The organism is Actinomadura oligospora ATCC 43269, from assembly GCF_000518265.1.
Taxonomy (GTDB): domain Bacteria; phylum Actinomycetota; class Actinomycetes; order Streptosporangiales; family Streptosporangiaceae; genus Spirillospora; species Spirillospora oligospora.
The window spans coordinates 1-17,522 of sequence record NZ_KI912414.1; the positions used below are offsets into that span (position 1 = coordinate 1).

21 protein-coding genes are annotated in these 17,522 nt (G+C 70.7%); 4 read left to right on the plus strand and 17 right to left on the minus strand.

Going from position 1 to position 17,522, the window contains the following annotated elements; genetic code table 11:
* Positions 1 to 2,468 (plus strand): type VII secretion protein EccCb (gene eccCb / locus P696_RS0141875; RefSeq protein ID WP_026416994.1); only part of this gene is annotated, 2,468 nt, incomplete at its 5' end.
* A 75-nt stretch (positions 2,469 to 2,543) separates the two neighbouring features.
* On the opposite strand, the gene P696_RS51845 is transcribed toward eccCb, so the two are convergent.
* From P696_RS51845 to P696_RS0141920, 10 genes are all read right to left on the minus strand, one after another.
* Complete coding sequence (locus P696_RS51845; RefSeq protein ID WP_170026744.1) at positions 2,544 to 3,863, minus strand: S8 family serine peptidase; 1,320 nt, start codon at positions 3,861 to 3,863, stop codon at positions 2,544 to 2,546.
* Positions 3,864 to 4,082: 219 nt separating this feature from the next.
* Positions 4,083 to 4,391, minus strand: coding sequence for a DUF1416 domain-containing protein (locus P696_RS0141885; RefSeq protein ID WP_026416995.1), 309 nt, complete (start codon positions 4,389 to 4,391; stop codon positions 4,083 to 4,085).
* A 79-nt stretch (positions 4,392 to 4,470) separates the two neighbouring features.
* Positions 4,471 to 5,310: a sulfurtransferase gene (locus P696_RS0141890; RefSeq protein WP_026416996.1), complete on the minus strand. Its 840-nt coding sequence runs from the start codon at positions 5,308 to 5,310 to the stop codon at positions 4,471 to 4,473.
* Positions 5,307 to 5,744, minus strand: coding sequence for a DUF4395 domain-containing protein (locus tag P696_RS0141895; protein ID WP_026416997.1), 438 nt, complete (start codon positions 5,742 to 5,744; stop codon positions 5,307 to 5,309). Before P696_RS0141895 ends, P696_RS0141890 begins: the two co-directional genes overlap by 4 nt.
* A 76-nt stretch (positions 5,745 to 5,820) precedes the next feature.
* Complete coding sequence (locus P696_RS59500) at positions 5,821 to 5,907, minus strand: putative leader peptide (protein ID WP_407920867.1); 87 nt, start codon at positions 5,905 to 5,907, stop codon at positions 5,821 to 5,823.
* 142 nt (positions 5,908 to 6,049) lie between these two features.
* Positions 6,050 to 6,460, minus strand: a complete 411-nt coding sequence (locus tag P696_RS0141900) for a thioredoxin family protein (protein WP_034489918.1) — start codon at positions 6,458 to 6,460, stop codon at positions 6,050 to 6,052.
* A 43-nt stretch (positions 6,461 to 6,503) separates the two neighbouring features.
* Positions 6,504 to 7,208, minus strand: coding sequence for a zf-HC2 domain-containing protein (locus P696_RS51850; protein ID WP_051469160.1), 705 nt, complete (start codon positions 7,206 to 7,208; stop codon positions 6,504 to 6,506).
* The gene (locus P696_RS0141910; protein WP_026416999.1) at positions 7,205 to 7,717 is read right to left on the minus strand and encodes a sigma-70 family RNA polymerase sigma factor; all 513 of its coding nucleotides are present in this window, start codon (positions 7,715 to 7,717) and stop codon (positions 7,205 to 7,207) included. Before P696_RS0141910 ends, P696_RS51850 begins: the two co-directional genes overlap by 4 nt.
* Positions 7,718 to 7,782: 65 nt before the next feature.
* On the minus strand, positions 7,783 to 8,487 hold the full coding sequence (locus P696_RS0141915) for an LmeA family phospholipid-binding protein (RefSeq protein ID WP_026417000.1): 705 nt from the start codon (positions 8,485 to 8,487) through the stop codon (positions 7,783 to 7,785).
* A gap of 159 nt (positions 8,488 to 8,646) precedes the next feature.
* Positions 8,647 to 8,901, minus strand: coding sequence for a MoaD/ThiS family protein (locus tag P696_RS0141920; RefSeq protein ID WP_026417001.1), 255 nt, complete (start codon positions 8,899 to 8,901; stop codon positions 8,647 to 8,649).
* A gap of 192 nt (positions 8,902 to 9,093) precedes the next feature.
* Here P696_RS0141920 and P696_RS0141925 point away from each other — a divergent pair, with 192 nt between their 5' ends.
* Together P696_RS0141925 and P696_RS53545 are read left to right on the plus strand one after the other, a co-directional pair.
* Positions 9,094 to 9,807, plus strand: a complete 714-nt coding sequence (locus tag P696_RS0141925; RefSeq protein ID WP_026417002.1) for a winged helix-turn-helix transcriptional regulator — start codon at positions 9,094 to 9,096, stop codon at positions 9,805 to 9,807.
* A gap of 180 nt (positions 9,808 to 9,987) precedes the next feature.
* Complete coding sequence (locus P696_RS53545) at positions 9,988 to 10,671, plus strand: DUF4190 domain-containing protein (RefSeq protein ID WP_051469163.1); 684 nt, start codon at positions 9,988 to 9,990, stop codon at positions 10,669 to 10,671.
* Positions 10,672 to 10,790: 119 nt separating this feature from the next.
* Here the strand turns inward: P696_RS53545 and P696_RS0141935 are convergent, their stop codons facing one another.
* The 6 genes from P696_RS0141935 to pstS form a co-directional block, all read right to left on the minus strand.
* Positions 10,791 to 11,150 (minus strand): helix-turn-helix domain-containing protein, encoded by a 360-nt coding sequence (locus tag P696_RS0141935; RefSeq protein ID WP_026417003.1) that lies wholly within the window; start codon positions 11,148 to 11,150, stop codon positions 10,791 to 10,793.
* Positions 11,147 to 11,521, minus strand: coding sequence for a type II toxin-antitoxin system RelE/ParE family toxin (locus tag P696_RS0141940; protein ID WP_026417004.1), 375 nt, complete (start codon positions 11,519 to 11,521; stop codon positions 11,147 to 11,149). Before P696_RS0141940 ends, P696_RS0141935 begins: the two co-directional genes overlap by 4 nt.
* 80 nt (positions 11,522 to 11,601) lie before the next feature.
* Complete coding sequence (pstB, locus tag P696_RS0141945; protein WP_026417005.1) at positions 11,602 to 12,378, minus strand: phosphate ABC transporter ATP-binding protein PstB; 777 nt, start codon at positions 12,376 to 12,378, stop codon at positions 11,602 to 11,604.
* A gap of 24 nt (positions 12,379 to 12,402) precedes the next feature.
* Positions 12,403 to 13,287: a phosphate ABC transporter permease PstA gene (gene pstA, locus P696_RS0141950; RefSeq protein ID WP_026417006.1), complete on the minus strand. Its 885-nt coding sequence runs from the start codon at positions 13,285 to 13,287 to the stop codon at positions 12,403 to 12,405.
* Positions 13,284 to 14,201 (minus strand): phosphate ABC transporter permease subunit PstC, encoded by a 918-nt coding sequence (gene pstC / locus P696_RS0141955; RefSeq protein ID WP_051469166.1) that lies wholly within the window; start codon positions 14,199 to 14,201, stop codon positions 13,284 to 13,286. The genes pstA and pstC overlap by 4 nt, the downstream gene beginning before the upstream one ends.
* A 161-nt stretch (positions 14,202 to 14,362) precedes the next feature.
* Positions 14,363 to 15,463, minus strand: a complete 1,101-nt coding sequence (gene pstS / locus P696_RS0141960; RefSeq protein WP_026417008.1) for a phosphate ABC transporter substrate-binding protein PstS — start codon at positions 15,461 to 15,463, stop codon at positions 14,363 to 14,365.
* A gap of 244 nt (positions 15,464 to 15,707) precedes the next feature.
* Between pstS and pip the strand changes: the two genes are divergently transcribed.
* Positions 15,708 to 16,631: a prolyl aminopeptidase gene (gene pip, locus P696_RS0141965; protein ID WP_026417009.1), complete on the plus strand. Its 924-nt coding sequence runs from the start codon at positions 15,708 to 15,710 to the stop codon at positions 16,629 to 16,631.
* A 44-nt stretch (positions 16,632 to 16,675) separates the two neighbouring features.
* Here the strand turns inward: pip and mshD are convergent, their stop codons facing one another.
* A complete protein-coding gene (gene mshD, locus P696_RS0141970) occupies positions 16,676 to 17,509 on the minus strand; it encodes a mycothiol synthase (protein ID WP_034489923.1) in 834 nt (277 codons plus the stop codon).
* Positions 17,510 to 17,522: the final 13 nt, after the last annotated feature.

Below are 17,522 nucleotides of genomic sequence, written 5' to 3' on the forward strand. Positions count from 1 at the left end.
TGAACTTCGTCCTGGTGGACTTCAAGGGTGGTGCGACCTTCCTGGGCATGGACGGCCTGCAGCACGTGTCGGCCATCATCACCAACCTGGAAGACGAACTCCCCCTCGTCGACCGCATGTACGACGCCCTCCACGGCGAGATGGTCCGCCGCCAGGAATGGCTCCGCGCCGCCGGGAACTACGCCTCCCTACGCGACTACGAGAAAGCCCGCGAACAAGGCGCACCCCTCAAACCCATGCCCACCCTGTTCGTCGTCCTGGACGAGTTCTCCGAACTCCTGTCCGCCAAACCCGACTTCGCCGAACTGTTCGTCATGATCGGACGACTCGGACGATCCCTCGGCGTCCACCTCCTCCTGGCCTCCCAACGCCTCGAAGAAGGCAAACTCCGCGGCCTGGACACCCACCTGTCCTACCGCATCGGCCTCCGCACCTTCTCCGCCATGGAATCCCGCGTCGTCCTCGGCGTCCCCGACGCCTACGAACTCCCCCAGGCACCCGGTAACGGTTACCTGAAGGTCGGCACCGACACGATGACCCGCTTCCGCGCCGCGTACGTCTCGGGTCCGTACAGCCCGGACGAGGACGCGCCGCAGCGGCAGGAGGAGGGCGGTCCGCGCCAGGTCGCGCAGATCGTCCCGTTCACGCCGACCTACGTGCAGCCGCAGATGCTGGAGAACCCGCAGCAGAAGCAGGTCAAGAAGGAGGACGAGGGCCCGCAGATCAGCATGTTCGACATGGTGGTGAAGCAGCTGGCCGGACACGGCCCGCCGCCGCACCCGATCTGGCTGCCGCCGCTGGACGAGCCGTCCTCGCTGGACTCCAGCCTGCCGAACCTGCAGGCCACGCCCGAGCACGGCTACACCACCGCGGGCTGGGAGGGCCGCGGACGGCTGCACGCGTTCGCGGGCATCGTCGACCGCCCGTTCGACCAGCGCCGCGACCCGATGTGGCTCGACCTGGCGGGCGGCGCCGGCCACGTCGGCGTGGCGGGCTCGCCGCAGTCCGGCAAGTCGACCCTGATGCGGACGCTGATCACGTCCCTGTCGCTGATGCACACGCCGCAGGAGGTCCAGTTCTACATCCTGGACTTCGGCGGCGGCTCGATGACGTCCCTGGCCGATCTGCCGCACGTCGGCGGCATCGCGTCCCGCCTCGACCCGGACCGGGTCCGCCGGACCGTCGCCGAGGTCGCCGGGCTGCTGGAGTCCCGCGAGCGGATGTTCACCGAGCGCGGCATCGAGTCGATCGCCGCGTACCGCAAGCTGCGGGCCGAGGGCCAGATCCCCGGCGACGGCTTCGGCGACGTGTTCCTGGTCGTGGACAACTGGCTGACCGTCCGGTCGGAGTTCGAGGCGATCGAGACCACGATCACCGACCTCGCCGCGCGCGGCCTCGGCTACGGCATCCACATCATGGCCGCGACCAACAAGTGGTCGGAGTTCCGGATGACCATCCGGGACCTGTTCGCGACCAAGCTGGAGCTGAAGCTCGGCGACCCCTACGAGTCCGAGATGGACCGCAAGCTCGCCGCGAACGTGCCCGAGGGCCGGCCCGGCCGCGGTGTCACCCGCGAGGGCCTGCACTTCCTCGGCGCGCTGCCGCGCGTCGACGGCCGGACGTCCTCCGACGACCTGTCCACCGGCGTCAAGCACCTGGTCGACACGGTCAACGCGGCCTGGCAGGGCCGCCCGGGCGCGCCGCAGGTCCGGATGCTGCCGGACGAGCTGCCGCTGACGCAGCTGCCGCAGGTGACCGAGACGGGCAAGCGCGTCCCGATCGGGATCGACGAGGACACCCTGTCCCCCGTCCTGCTCGACTTCGAGGCCGACCCGCACTTCGTCATGCTCGGCGACAACGAGTGCGGCAAGTCGAACCTGCTGCGCGTCCTGGTCGACTCGATCTGCGAGCGGTACACCCCCGCCGAGGCGCGGATCATCATGCTCGACTACCGCCGCGCCCTGCTGGACTCGGCCGAGCGCGAGCACGTCATCGGGTACGCCGCGTCCTCGACGGCCGCGATGGGCCTGATGAAGGACACCAACGGCGCCCTGGTCAACCGGCTCCCACCGTCCGACCTGACGCCGGAGCAGCTGCGCAACCGGTCCTGGTGGTCCGGCTCGGAGCTGTTCCTCATCGTGGACGACTACGACCTGGTCGCCACGCCGTCCGGCAACCCGCTCGCCGCGCTCGCCGAGCTCCTGCCGCAGGCCCGCGACATCGGCATGCACCTGATCCTGTCCCGCACCATGGGCGGATCCGGCCGCGCGATGTTCGACCCGGTCCTGCAGCGCCTCAAGGACATGGCCAGCCCGGCGCTGATCATGTCCGGCAACAAGGACGAGGGCAACCTCTTCGACGTCCGCCCGCAGCCCCTCGCCAAGGGCCGCGGCACGCACGTCGACCGCCGAGCCGGAAAGCGTCTCATCCAGACCGCCTTCCACCCGTCGACCCCCCGCGAGTCCTGACCCGACCGGCAAGCGAGAGGCCCCGCACCGCCTGGACGGTGCGGGGCCTCTCGCTTTTTGGCGCCGGGTAGGGGATCAGTCCTCCGCGACCTCCTGCGGGATGCGGGCCTTGGTGGGGCGCCAGCCGCGCTTGCGGCCGAGGGGGATCACCGCGCCGCCGAAGGCGACCAGCAGCGCGACGCCGATGGAGCCGCCCGCGACGCCGAGTGCGATGTTCTGGGTCCGGTGGTCGGTCGGCGGGACGGGCGCGATGTTCACCGCGCCGGTCAGCGACTTCTTCGGCTGCTTCTGCTGCGGCTTGGCGTTCGGGTCGACCAGGCCCATGACGGCCTGCTGCGGGTTGATCATGCCGAAGCCGCTGCCCGTGCCGATGCTGCCCTCGGCGGTGATCTCCATCCGGTTGATCACCTGCTGGTAGGTGAGCCTCGGATGCCGCGCCCGGACGAGCGCCGCGACCCCGGCCGCGTAGGGCGCGCCGAAACTGGTCCCGTCCAGGCTGCCGACCGCGTAGCCCTTGCCGAACGTGGAGGTGACGCCCTGCCCGGGGGCGGACACGTCGATGCGCGTCCGGATGTTGGAGAAGTTCGCGATCGTGCCCTGCGCGTCCACCGCCGCGACCGACAGCACGCCCGGATAGTTGGCCGGGTAGGCCGGGAGAGCCTTGGCCTGGTTCTCGGTGTTGCCCGCCGAGGCGACGATCAGCACGTCCCTGGCCTGCGCGTACCGGACGGCCTGGCCGAGCCAGGGCGTCTCCGGGGAGTCCACCGACACGTTGATCACGCGCGCGCCCTTGTCCACCGACCACTTGATCGCCTGGGCGAGGTTCTTGTCGTTGTCGGACGACTCGGACGAGGTGAACTTGGCGTCCAGCAGCTGCACGTCCGGGACGACCCCGTAGAACGGCACGTTCCGCTGGCGCATGTCCTTGGCCGCGATGATGCCCGCGACCTTGGTGCCGTGGCCCGGGCAGTCGCGCACGGACCCGTCGTCCGGGCCGAACCTGGCGACCACCTTCCCCCGCAGCGCGGGGTTGGCCGACTCGATGCCGCTGTCGACGACCGCGACCTTGATCCCGCTGCCCTTGGTGGCCGTCCAGACCTGCTCGAAGTCGAGCCGCGACTGGGCCCAGGGCTCCTGGGTGATCGCCGACGCCGGAGCGCCGACCGGCGGGTTGTCGCACTTCACCGGGGCCTTGTACCGCGAAGGCTGCTCGGTCGGCTTGGTCGACGGTTTCGTGGACGGCTTGTGCGTCGGCCTCGTCGTGGGCTTGTGCGTCGGGCTGGGCGCCGCGTTCGGCTGCGCAGGCGCGTTCGGCTGCGCGGCCGCGCCCGGCACCGCGACCAGAATCGACGCCAGGGCCAGGCCCGTGGCTCCGGCGGCCACTCCCGGCCTCATGCCCGGTACACGCATTCCTCGTCCTCCCGAAGGCACCGTTGTCCGGCTGGACCCGTACATTACCGACAATCATCGGACGTCCCGCCCCTCCCGCCGGTGCCATCGGCCTCGAACCGCGGGGCCGTCGGCCCCGAACGGCGGGACCACCTGCCCGGGAAAGGCGGAACCCCGCCGGGCGCGAGGGCCTGGCGGGGTTCCGGAGGGACCGTTCTCCGGTCGTCAGATGGTCACCTCGAGGGCGGCCACCTCGCCGGTCCGGGCGGAGATGGTGTGGTCCACGCTCACACCGCCCGCGGCGAGGACGCGGACCGTCCAGTCGCCGTCGGCGGCGAAGAAGCGGAACACGCCCTCGTCGCCGGTCACGACCTCGGCGGTGAACTCGCCGGTGGAGTCGAGCAGGCGGGCGTAGGCGCTGGACACGGGCTGTCCGTCGCGGACGACGGTTCCCTGGATCACTGCCTCGTTGGCAAGGTCGACGGTCGCCGGAAGGTGCGCCGTCTGCGCGGGCGCTGCGCAGCCCTGGGTCATCGGAGTCCTCCTTCTCCGCCTGGCACGGCGGAAGGTCTTACCAGGTGGGTTCGGGGTTACTTCAGGATCGGCTCGGGAATCACTTCGCGTCGCCGAGCTCGATCGGCACGCCGACGAGCGAGCCGTACTCGGTCCAGGAGCCGTCGTAGTTCTTCACGTCCGGCAGGCCGAGCAGCTCGTGCAGGGCGAACCAGGTGTGGGACGAGCGCTCGCCGATGCGGCAGTAGGCGATGGTCGCCTTGCCGAGGTCCACGCCGGCCGCGGTGTACAGCGCGCGCAGGTCCTCGTCGGACTTGAACGTGCCGTCGTCGTTGGCCGCCTTGGACCACGGGATCGAGCGCGCGGTCGGGACGTGCCCGGCCCGCTGCGCCTGCTCCTGCGGCAGGTGCGCCGGGGCCAGCAGCTTCCCGGAGAACTCGTCGGGCGAGCGGACGTCGATCAGGTTCCTGGCCCCGATCGCGTCGACGACCTCGTCGCGGAACGCGCGGATCGCCAGGTCCTGCTCCTTGGCCTGGTACTGCGTGGCCGGACGCGACGGGACGTCCAGGACCAGCTCGCGGGAGTCCAGCTCCCACTTCTTGCGGCCGCCGTCGAGGAGCTTGACGTCGGCGTGGCCGTACAGCTTGAAGTACCAGTAGGCGTAGGCGGCGAACCAGTTGTTGTTGCCGCCGTAGAGGATGACGGTGTCGTCGTTGGCGATGCCCTTGCGGGACAGCAGTTCCTCGAAGCCCTGCCGGTCGACGAAGTCGCGGCGGACCGGGTCCTGCAACTCCGTCTTCCAGTCGATCTTCACGGCGCCGCGGATATGGCCCTTGTCGTAGGCGGACACGTCCTCGTCCACCTCGACCAGGACGAGACCGGGGGAGTCGAGGTGGGCCTCGACCCACGTGGCGTCCACCAGGACGTCTGAGCGGCTCATGCGGGAACCTCCCTGTCGGAGCGATCATTCGGTTGCGGGCGGCGGATCATCAGGTACATCTCGCAGCCGAGGCAGAGCCCGAACACCGCGTTCAGGAACGCCGCCGCCAGCGCGAGGGCCGTGGCGCCGAGCGCGATCCAGGGGATGTCCAACGCGAATCCGACCGTCCCCGCCAGCGTGAACACGAGACCGACGCCCTGCGCGAAGCGGGTCGGCGACTCGGGTTCGAGATCGTCTGGAGGGTGGATGTGCGGCCGGACGAGCGCCCTGAAGACCAGCCCGTACGGGGCGTACCGCGGACCGAGGAGTGCGCCGAGGGCGAAGACCACGGTCTGGGCGGCGAGCAGAGCCCCGCTTCCCGTGACCAGGACCGCCACGAGGACGACCGAGGTGAGGACGGCGGAGAACCGTTGCCCTCGCGGGTCGACCTGCATCAGGGGCTCCCGGAACCGGGGGAAGCGTGCGTACGAGCGGTGTTCGTGACACCGGAATCGGATACGGCTCGATGCCTCAGACCAGGCGACAGAGCGAAGCCGACACGCGGCAGAAGTCGACCGCGCGACGCTTCGTGAGCAGCTGCTCTGTCCAGTAACGCACGTTCCGATGCTAAACCGGGGCGCGCGCCGATGTCACGCCCGTCTCGCCCATCGAGACGGTGACGAGCGTCTCATCGCAGGTCAGGGCCCTGATTATCGATTTCCTGGACGCCGCCGGATAAACCCCGCGGCGGCCAGCAGGGTCAGCTCACGGCCGCGCCGAGGGCGGCGATCACGTCGGCCTTGCGGGGCGCGCCGCTCGCCCGGCGCACGATCCGGCCGCCGGAGTCGAGCACCAGGACGGTCGGCGTCCGGACGATCTCCAGCCGCCGGACCAGGCCGAGGTTCGCCTCCGCGTCCACCTCGACGTGGACGACGCCGTCGACCATCCCGGCGACCTCGTCCAGGATCCGCCGGGTCGTCCGGCAGGGGGCGCAGAACGCCGTCGAGAACTGCACCAGCGTGGCGCGTTCGCCCAGGTCGGCCCCGAGATCGTCGGAGCGCAGCCGCCCGTCGTCCACCGCCCGCAACCTCCCGTCCCGCCAACGCCACACCAGGCCGAACGCGGTCGCCGCCACGAGGACGACCACCGCGACCACGACACCGCCGCTCATCACCTGCGACAACATACGGCCCGCGCCCGGGATTCCGGGGCCGTCAGGTGCGGATGGTCACCAGCTTCCGCCCGTCGAGGGTGTCCACCTGGAACGAGGCGATCTGGTCGCGCGGGTACATCGTCGTCGCGCCGTACGCGCCGCCGCCCTCGGCATAGGGGACGTACCAGCTGCCCAGCATCTCCCGCTCCCCCGACCGCGTGACGAGGAACCAGCGGCAGGCGGAGCCCTGCGGAACGCCGCCCACGGTGATCTCGGCGCGCGTGCCCCAGGCCCCCCGGCGCAGGACGACACTGGCCGTGACGTGCGTGGACGCGTCGGTCGCGGTCCGCGTCTCGCTCGGCGCGGACGAGGTGCCGGACGGCCTCGGACCGGCCTGCGGGCCGCCCGCGACCTGACGTCCGACGACACCGCCGAGCACCAGGCCGACGGCCATGACCACCGCAGCCGCCGCGGCGAGCGGCGTCCAGCCCGCCGCCGGGCGGCGCCGGTACCAGGGGCGGCGGCGCTCGGCCTCGACGCGGGCGAGCAGGCCGTCCAGAATGCCCGGGGCGGGCTCGGACACCGCGTCGATCTGGCCCACGTCCACGCGGCCGAGCAGCGCGGGCAGCCCGGCGAGCGCCGCCAGCTCGTCCCGGCAGGCGGGGCAGGACGCCAGATGCGCCTCCACCCGCGCCCGCTCGGCCGGGTCGATCGCGCCGAGGACGTAGACGCCCAGCGCGGTCCGCGTCTCTCCGCATCCGGTCATGGCGCCAGCCCCCGCTCCTCCAGCGCGAGGCGGAGCGCCCGCAGTGCGTAGTACGTCCGTGACTTCACCGTCCCGGGCGGGATGCCGAGGGCGTGGGCCGCCTCGGCGACCGACCGGCCCTGGTAGTAGGTCTCCACGAGCACCGCCCGGTGGCCGGGACTCAGGTCGGCCAGGGCCTCGGCGACCGTCCAGGACTCCAGCGCCCGGTCGATGTCGTCCGCCCCGGGCGTCGCGACCACGTGCTCGTCGATCCGGGTCTCGGGCGGACGGGCCCGGCGGGCGCGGTGCGCGTCCACCACGAGGTTCCGCGCGACGGTGAACAGCCACGGCCGGACGGGCCGTCCGGACAGGGCCTCGGGATGCCGCCAGGCGCGCAGCAGCGTCTCCTGTACGACGTCCTCGGCCTGGGGACGGTCGCCGCCCGTCAGCCGCAGGACGTACCCGAGCAGCGGGCCTCCGTGCTCGGCGTACAGGGCGCGCAGTAGTCGCTCGTCCGCGGTGGCACCCACATAGACAGCACGTCCGGGACAGGCGTCCGGTTCACCGTCGTCCGTACCGATCCGCGCCCGTTCTCCTAGCGGACGGTCTGCTGGAGCTGTCCCAGCTTCACGTTGTCGGCGCTCGCCGAGACCCTCAGCCCCTGGTCGGTCACCTGGATCCGGCTGATCCGCGACCCGAGCGGCAGCTCGGTGATGGGGACGTACCAGGTCAGACGGTCCCGGACGGCGTCCAGCGGCACCGAGATCCCGCTCGTGGTGACCTTGACCGGAGTGATCGAGATGCCCCGCCGGGACGGCACGACCTTCAGCTCCGCGGTGCCGTTCAGGCTGAACGCCAGCACCTGCCCGACCATGTCGACCTCGAGGTTCCCGTCCTTCGCCCGGACCGCCTTGACCTCCTTGGGCGCCCGCCCCTTGATCACGTCGAACGGCAGCACCGCGGACGCCGTGGCGGTCCGCGCCGTCACGTTGTCGGCGTTCCCGGCCGCGACCTGGTCCAGCGGGGCGTTCACGCCGCGCATCTCGACCTTGACGTCGCGCACGGTGATCCCCTGCTGCGTCCAGTCGCCGATGCCCACGTCGATCCGGTCGTACTCGCCGCCCACGGCCTGGGTGAGGAACGGGATCCCGTGGATCGACACGTCGGGCTGCCGCGACAGGTTGTACTGCGCCGCGACCTGCTTGCCGATCTCGTTCTGCGCGACCCGCACCCCGATCCGGTCGGCGGCCACCAGCCCCACGACCAGCAGGACGAGCACCACCAGCAGGAACTTGCGCATCTCTCTCCTTCGGGTAGCGAACACCTGGCGTGGTCGCCACACAGTAGTGCCGGTGCCCGAGGGGAGCGCGTCACCCTGGGGAGTGATCCCCGAAGTTCGTGTGGCCTGCGCCGTTCCCGTCGTCCACGGCCGCCGGGACGGCGCGGGACGTGAGTTCGGTCACCCTCCGGCGAAGGGCGGGAGGACCTCGACGACGCCGCCCTCGGGGAGCCGGACGTCCCCGTGCGCGCGGGAGCCGACCGGGTCGCCGTCGACGAGGAACGAGCTGCGCGAGACGACCCGCGCGAACTCGTCGTCCCTGCCCGCGACGGCGGTCGCGAGCGCGTCGGCGAGGGTCGCCGCGTCGTACGGCTCCTCGGCCGCCCCCGCCGCGGCCTTGGCCGCCGCCCAGTACCGGATCATGCCCTTCGCCATGCTGGACAGCCTGCCAGAAACCGGGCACTCACCGCACCGACCGTTGCCGCCCGGGACGCGTTGTATATGCTCGAGGCCGAAGGGATCCGGGCGACGTGGCCAGGGAGCTCGCATGACGAGCCCGGTCACGGACGAGGGCTCGCAGACGAGCCGTCCGGGTCTCTACCTCTTTTCTGGGCGAGGAGGCGGCACTTGAGCAGCGTGCTCCTGCTGACCAACGCGTTGGAACCGTCCGACGAGATCCTGCCCGCGCTGGGCCTGCTGCTGCACCCGGTGCGCGTGGCCCCGGCGGAGGGATCGGCGCTCATCGACGCCCCGCCCGCCGACGTCGTGCTGGTGGACGCGCGCCGCGACCTCGTCCAGGCCAAGAGCCTGTGCAGGCTGCTGCGCACCACCGGCCTCGACTGCCCGCTGCTCGCCGTCGTCACCGAGGGCGGCCTCGCCGCGCTCAGCCCCGAGTGGGGCCTTTCCGACGTCCTGCTCCAGACCGCCGGGCCCGCCGAGGTCGAGGCCCGGCTGCGCCTCGCGGTCGGCCGCGCCGCCGTCGCGGACGCCGAGGAGGTGCCCGGCGAGATCCGCAGCGGCGAGCTCACCATCGACGAGGCCACCTACACGGCCCGCCTGCGCGGACGCGTCCTCGACCTCACCTTCAAGGAGTTCGAGCTCCTGAAGTACCTGGCCCAGCACCCCGGACGCGTCTTCACCCGCGCCCAGCTCCTCCAGGAGGTCTGGGGCTACGACTACTTCGGCGGCACCCGCACCGTGGACGTCCACGTCCGCCGCCTCCGCGCCAAGCTGGGCGCCGAGTACGAGTCCCTCATCGGCACGGTCCGCAACGTCGGCTACCGCTTCGTCCCCGACCACCGCCCGGGCGACTCCGAGGAGAAGACCCCCGCCCGCACCTGACCGCCGCGCGTCCAGATCCGGCCACCCAAGCGGCCCCGCCCGGTCAGCCCAGAGCTTCGGTGATCCACAGAGTGAGGGCCTCGTCGGACGCGACGCCCTCCGCGTCCACCGAGATCCAGCGACCCCCTCCGACATTCTCGCGCGGAGCATGAACCCGCAGGTGGGAGGGCATGAAGCCCGATGACCCCCTGGTTCGCGCCGCTGGGGGTCCCGATGTCCGAGCACCATCCGCCACCCGACCGGCATCCCGGCCCGACCGGGCCCGCGGGGCCGATGGGACCGGTGGGGCCGTACGGTCCGGACGTCCCTCCCGGAGCTGAGGAGCCACGATCAGGCGGGGTCAGCGCGTTCGCGGTCGCCTCACTGATCTTCAGCATCCTGTGGCTGTGCGGCGTGGGCAGCGTCCTCGCCATCGCGTTCGGGCTGCTGGCGCTGCCCCGGATCAGGCGGAAGGCCCAGAGCGGGCGGGGCCTGGCCCTCGCGGGACTCGTCCTCGGCGTCCTCGGCCTGCTCGCGGCCGTCGGGATCACGCTGGTCGCCGGAGTCGCCGACCAGACACGCAGGACCGAGAACGCCGACATCGTCCTCGACGCCCAGGGCGCGGACGGCCTGGCGAAGGCCGACGTCACCTACTCCTTCGGCGACGTCACCGCCTACAGCACCCACGCGCGCCTCCCCTGGCGCAAGCGCGAACGCCGCGACGTGAGCGGCCTGGACCTCATCCGGGTCGACGTCCGCAACGACACGGCGTCAGGCACGGCGGCCTGCCGGATCACCGTCAACGGCAGGGTCGTCAAAACGGCGACCGCCCCCGGCGGCCACACGACCGCCTCCTGCATCTACAACCCGATCCTCGCCCACTGACCCGGACGTATACCCGGTTCCCCACCAGTTCGCGATCGATGGATACCGGACACCGCCTCAGGCGGACTGCTCAACCAGGGACCGCGCCCGACGTCCGCGCCAACCTCGATCGCTCGGGCTCAAGCTGCGGAGGTCCCGGTACCGGCATCCGCCGGCGGGCTCCCATGCGAGGCGAAAACGAACGTGGAGACCTCGTCGTCCAGGCGAATGGTGAGCGCGGAGTCCAGCGCGCCGGCGAGGCGGGTCAGCAGGGGCAGCGTGGGCACCGAGTCCCCGCCCTCGATGTTGGAGATCTGGGGCTGCGTCATGCCCGCTCGCCTGGCGAGTTCCGCCTGGGAGAGTCCCAGTTCGGTGCGGCGGTCGTAGACGGCCTGACCGAGGCCGAACGCGTGTCCCGCCTCCGTGTAGCCAGGGGTTTCCTCGACCGACTCCCCCAAGAGCCGCCTGGTCCTCCGGGTCTTCCACAGCTCGTGGTTCAACGCCCGTCCTCCGAGGTTCGGTCATATATGTGCTCGGCCCTGCCGTGGCCCGCCTCGCACGCCCTCTGCGCCAGTCTCGCCCGCTCGACCTCCGCCTCCTCCCGTGGCCTGGATTTGCGGAACACGGTCAACAGCACGATCCGCTGTTCCGGGGCGAGCCAGTAGGACAGACGGACGGCGCTCCCGTCCAGAGTGAAGCGGAGTTCTCGGAGTTTGCCTCCGAGGTGCCGCGAGTACGGCTCACCGAGAGTCGTCGGCCGGGTCGCGAGCATGTCGACCGCCCGCTCGACCTTGTCGTAGTGCCGATCGGACAGGGCCCGCAGCCACTCCCGGATCTCCGGCTCGATCTCGATGTGCCACAGCTCGCTCACTCTGTGACTATATGAAGAATTATATAACCGGGGGCTGGGATCCGAAACCTCTCAGCTGGTGTGGTGAACAGGGCCGGAGGTCAGCCGAAGCGGCCGGTGATGTAGTCCTCGGTGGCCTTCTGCTCGGGGTTGGTGAAGATCTTCGAGGTGTCGTCGATCTCGATGAGCTTGCCCGGCTTGCCGGTGCCCGCGATGTTGAAGAAGGCGGTGCGGTCGCTGACGCGGGCGGCCTGCTGCATGTTGTGGGTCACGATGACGATCGTGTACTGGTCCTTCAGCTTGGCGATCAGGTCCTCGATGGCGAGGGTGGAGATCGGGTCGAGCGCCGAGCAGGGCTCGTCCATCAGCAGGACCTGGGGCTGGACGGCGATCGCGCGGGCGATGCAGAGGCGCTGCTGCTGGCCGCCGGACAGGCCCGCGCCGGGCTTGCCGAGGCGGTCCTTGACCTCCTCCCAGAGGTTGGCGCCCTTGAGGGAGCCCTCGACGATCTCGTCCAGCTGGGACTTGCGGCGGACACCGTTCAGCTTGAGGCCCGCGGCGACGTTGTCGTAGATCGACATCGTCGGGAACGGGTTGGGGCGCTGGAAGACCATGCCGACGGTGCGGCGCACGGCGACGGGGTCGACGGACGGGCCGTAGAGGTCCTCGTCGTCCAGCATGACCTTGCCCTCGACGCGGGCGCCCGGGATGACCTCGTGCATCCGGTTCAGGGTGCGCAGGAAGGTGGACTTGCCGCAGCCGGACGGTCCGATGAACGCCGTCACCGAGCGCGGCTCGACCGTCATCGAGATGTCCTCGATGGCGTGGGTGCCGCCGTAGTAGGCGTGCAGCCCCGAGACTTCGATCCGCTTGGCCATGAGACTTCGTACTCCTCGGGTGAACTAGCGTCCGGTGGGCTTGTAGGCGCGCGCGACGAGCCGGGCCACCAGGTTGAACAGCATGATGATCAGGATCAGCACCAGCGCGCCGGTCCAGGCACGGTCGACCGCGTTGGTGTTGGGGTCGGCGGCCTGGTCCCAGATGAAGGTGGGCAGGGACCCCTGCGGGCCGGTGAACGGGTCGGTGTTGATCGCCTTCGTGATGAAGATCGTCAGCAGCAGCGGGGCGGTCTCGCCCATGACCCGCGCGACGGCGAGCATGACGCCGGTGATGATGCCGGGCAGCGCGGTCGGCAGGACGACGAAGCAGATCGTCCGCCAGCGCGGCACGCCCAGCGCGAAGGACGCCTCGCGCAGGTCGTTCGGGACGAGCTTCAGCATCTCCTCGGCGGACCGGATGACCGTCGGGATCATCAGGATGGCCAGGGACAGCGCGCCGGCGAAGCCGGAGAAGCCCATCTTGAGCGTGAGCAGCCACAGCGCCAGGACGAACAGGCCCGCGACGATGGACGGGATGCCCGTCATGACGTCCACGAAGAAGCTGACGACCTTCGCCAGGCGGCTCCGGCCGCCGTACTCGACCAGGTAGACGGCGGCGAGCAGCGCGATCGGCACCGCGACCAGGCTGGTGATCAGGACCTGCTCGAGGGTGCCGATGATCGCGTGGTAGGCGCCGCCGCCCGCGTCCTTGCCGGCCAGGCCGTTCATGGAGCGGTTGAAGAAGTCGGCGTCGAACCGCTTCGCGCCGTGCTTGACGACCGTCCACAGCAGCGAGACCAGCGGGATCACCGCGAGCGCGAACGCCAGGTAGACCAGGCCCTGGACGAGCCGGTCCTTGATCTTGCGCCCGGCCGAGACCGACCCGAGCGAGGTGGACGGGCTGCTCACACGAACTCCTTGCGGCGGGCGACGACCGCCCGGGCGGCCATGTTGACGACGAGGGTGATCACGAAGAGCACGAGGCCGGAGGCGATCAGCGCGCCGCGTCCGGTGACGGTGGCCTCGCCGAAGCTCTTGGCGATGTTCGCGGCGAAGGTGTTGCCGCCGTCCTCCAGGATGTGCACGTTCACGCCGGGCGCGAAGGTCAGCACCATCGCGACGGCGATCGTCTCGCCCATCGCGCGGCCGAGCCCCAGCATGGACGCGCCGATCACGCCGGACCGTCCGTAGGGCAGCACCGACAGCCGGATCATCTCCCAGCGCGTCGCGCCGAGCGCCAGCGCGGCCTCCACGTGCGCGCGCGGGACCTGGAGGAAGACCTCGCGGGAGATGGACGAGATGATCGGCAGGATCATGATCGCCAGCACCACCGAGGCGGTGAAGATCGAGTTCTTGCCGGGGCTGTCGCCGCCGAAGAACGGGATCCAGCCGAGCGCGGTGTTGAGGGCCTTGCTGATCCCCTCCATGTTCGGCGCGAGGACGAGCAGCCCCCACAGGCCGTACACGATCGACGGGACGGCCGCGAGCAGGTCCACGACGTACCCGAGGCCGGACGCGATCTTCCGCGGCGAGTAGAAGGCGATGAACAGGGCGATGCCGATCGCGACCGGGGTGGCGATGATCAGCGCCAGCGCGGACGACACGACCGTGCCGAAGGCGAGCTGGGCGATGCCGAACTTCGCGGGCGTCGCGTTCGGGTTCCAGTCCTGCGAGGTGAGGAAGTTCGCCTTGTTGTCCTGGAGCGCCGGGATCGCCTTCCAGACGAGGAAGACCGCGATCGCGGCCATGATCGCCAGTACCAGGATCCCGGAGCCGCGGGCGGCCCCGGCGAAGATCCTGTCACCGGCCCGGCCGGTGCTCAAGCGTCGGCCGTCTGCGCGATGCCGCGCGCCGACCGCGGCGTCGACGCCGGACTGACTGCTCACGGGAGACCCTCCTGGTGGGGTGGGATGGGGTGAACCGGGGGTAGCCCCCTGGCCAGCGGTGCTGGCGAGGGGGCTGCCGGAGTCAGGGACCTCGGGTGTCAGGAGAGGGCCTTGACGGACGTCTGGACCTTGGTGAGCACGCTGTCGGGCAGCGGCGCGTAGCCCAGGTTGGTGAGGATCTTCTGACCGTCCGCGCTGGAGGTGTAGGTCAGGAAGGACTTGACGAAGCTCGCCTGGTCGGCGGGCAGGCCCTTGGTGCAGGCGATCTCGTAGGTGACCAGGACGATCGGGTAGGCCCCGGCCTCCTTGGTCGTGTAGTCGATCTTCAGGGCGACGTCGTTGCCGGTGCCGACGACCTTGGCGCCCGCGACGCCCTTGGACGCGCTCTCCGGGGACAGCTTGGCGTACTCGCCGGCGCCGTTCTTGATGTCGGCGGTCTTCAGGCTGTTGTTGGTCGCGAAGGACAGCTCGACGTAGGAGATGGAGCCCTTGGTGCTCTTGACCTGGGCGGCCACACCGTCGGACTTGGTCGCGCCCTGGCCCACGCCGTTCGGCCACTTCTTGGCCGGCTCCCAGGTCCACGCGCCGGGGGCGGTGGCCTTGAGGTACTTGGTGAAGTTGTCGGTGGTGCCGGACTCGTCCGCGCGGTAGATCGGCTTGATCGCGCCGGACAGCTTGACGCCCGCGTTCTCCTTGGTGATCGCCGGGTCGTCCCAGTTCTTGATCTTGCCCGCGAAGATGCCCGCGACCGTCTCGGGGGACAGCTTCAGCGAGTCGGCGCCGTCCACGTTGAAGACGACGGCGATCGGGCCGACGACCATCGGCAGGTTCACGGCCGGGGAGCCCGCGCAGCGCTTGGTCGCGGCGGTGACCTCCTCCGGCTTGAGGGCCGAGTCCGAGCCGGCGAAGGAGACCTGGCCGGAGTTGAAGGACTGGATGCCCGCGCCCGACCCGGCCGGGTTGTAGTTCAGGTTCGCGCCCGCGCACTTGGCCGAGTACAGCTTGGTCCACTCCTCGACCGCGTTCTTCTGGGCGCTCGACCCGGCGGCGTTGACCGTGCCCTTGGCGCAGTCGATGTTGCCGGTGGGGGCCTCGCTCGCAGTGCTGCCGGAGTTGTCGTCGCTGCCGCAGGCGCTCAGGGCCAGGGCGCCAGCGATCACGACGCCGCCCAGGGCGGCCAGCCGAGAACCGTTCTTCACCGCAAGATCTCCTCTAACGTCGTCAGCGGTGTCCCGACCGGAGGATTTAGGACGTTTGTCCAGGTAGTGGGCTCACCGTCGAGTGTGAAGCTATGCGGGCGAAGTGTCCGGACGCCCCGATCCAGGTGAACGGAAAATGAACTCAAACTTCAACAACCAGGAAGAATGCCTCGACAGGCCATGGACGTGGGGTTAACACCCCAGGTCATCCCCTTGTGAGTAGGGGTTCCGGCAGCATGGAGCCATGCCCTTCCTCCCTGTCAGCGACGGAAACCTTCTCCATTGGGAAGCCCACGGAACCGCCAACAGGCGTCCGGCGATCGTCCTCCACGGCGGTCCGGGCTCCGGCTGCAACGACGGCTGGCTGACCTTCTTCGACCTGGACGTCCACCGCGTCGTCCTGCTGGACCAGCGCAACTGCGGCCGGAGCCTGCCCCACGCCGCCGAACCCGAGATCGACCTCGGGGCCAACACCACCCGGAACCTGGTCGCCGACATCGAACGGCTCCGCGAGCACCTCGGCATCGACCGCTGGACGGTCCTCGGCGGCTCCTGGGGCAGCACCCTCGCGCTCGCCTACGCCGAGACCCACCCGGACCGCGTCACCGACATGGTCCTGTTCTCGGTGTGCACGACGACGCACCGCGAGGTCGACTGGATCACCCGGGGCGTCGCGCGGCTCTTCCCCGGCCGCTGGGAGGCGTTCCGCGACGGCGTCCCCGAGGCCGACCGCGACGGGAACCTGCCCGCCGCCTACTCACGCCTCCTCCACTCCCCCGACCCCGAGGTCCGCGACAGGGCGGCCCGCGACTGGTGCGCCTGGGAGGACACGCACATGGGCTTCGCAACCGGCTTCCGCAGAAGCCCGCGCTACGAGGACCCGGTGTTCCGGCTGTGCTTCGCGCGCCTGGTCACGCACTACTGGAAGAACGCCGCGTTCATGGGCGAGGACGAGCTGCTGCGCGGCGCGTCCCGCCTGGCCGGGATCCCGGGGACGCTCGTCCACGGACGCCTCGACGTCAGCAGTTCCCCCGACATCCCCTGGAACCTCGCGCGAGCCTGGCCGGGCAGCACCCTGAAGATCGTCGACGGCGGTCACGACGGCTCGGAGGCCGAGATGCTGAAGGTGGTCAGGACCGCGCTGCTTTCAGGCACCGGCGACGCCTGACGGCTCCGGGACGTCCGGGGCGCGGACGTCCCGGAGGTTCCGGCTCAGGTCGCGTACATCACGTCCACGGCGTAGCGGGCGAAGCCGAGCGTCTCGTAGAGGTGGACGGCCCCGGGGTTGTCCTCGTCCACGTAGAGCAGGATGGCCGGGACGCCGCGGTCGCGCAGGTGGTGGAGGCCGGTGAGGGTCAGGGTGCGGCCCAGGCCGATCCCCTGCGCGGACGGGTCGACGCCGATGACGTAGACCTCGCCGAGGCCGTCCGGGTGGGTCTTCGTCCAGTGGAAGCCGATCAGGCGGCCGTCGCGCTCGGCGAGGAAGAAGCCCTCGGGGTCGAACCAGGACTCGGCCTCACGCGCGCGCACGTCGTCGATCGTCCACTGGCCCTGCTCGGGGTGGGTGGCGAAGGCGCGGGCGTTGACCTCGAGCCACGCCTCCTCGTCCTGGCCGGGCCGGAAGGTGCGGATCGTGACGCCCGGCGGCGGGACGACGTCGATCATGGGGTCGTCGGCCGACTTCCGCATCTGGAACAGAACGCGGCTGCGCGTCATCCCCTCGGACTCGCCGAGGCGCGCGGCGGCGGGCAGGTCGCCGTGCGCCCAGACGCGCAGCGGGCCGTCCGCCTGCTCCTTCAGCTCCCGCACCAGCCGCCGCCCGAAGCCGCGCCGCCGGTGCTCGGGGTGGACGACCAGCTCGCCCGACGCGGGCTCCTCGTCGGTGGCGGGGTCGAGGTGGGCGTAGCCGACGACCGTCTCGTTCTCCCGGACGACCACGCCGGTGTGGCCGGCCTTCAGGGCGAGCATGGCGTGCTCGGAGAGCGGCCCGACGCCGTCCGCCTTCGTGGCGGCCTCGATCAGCTCGACGATCTGCGACTCCGTCATGATCACATGCTAG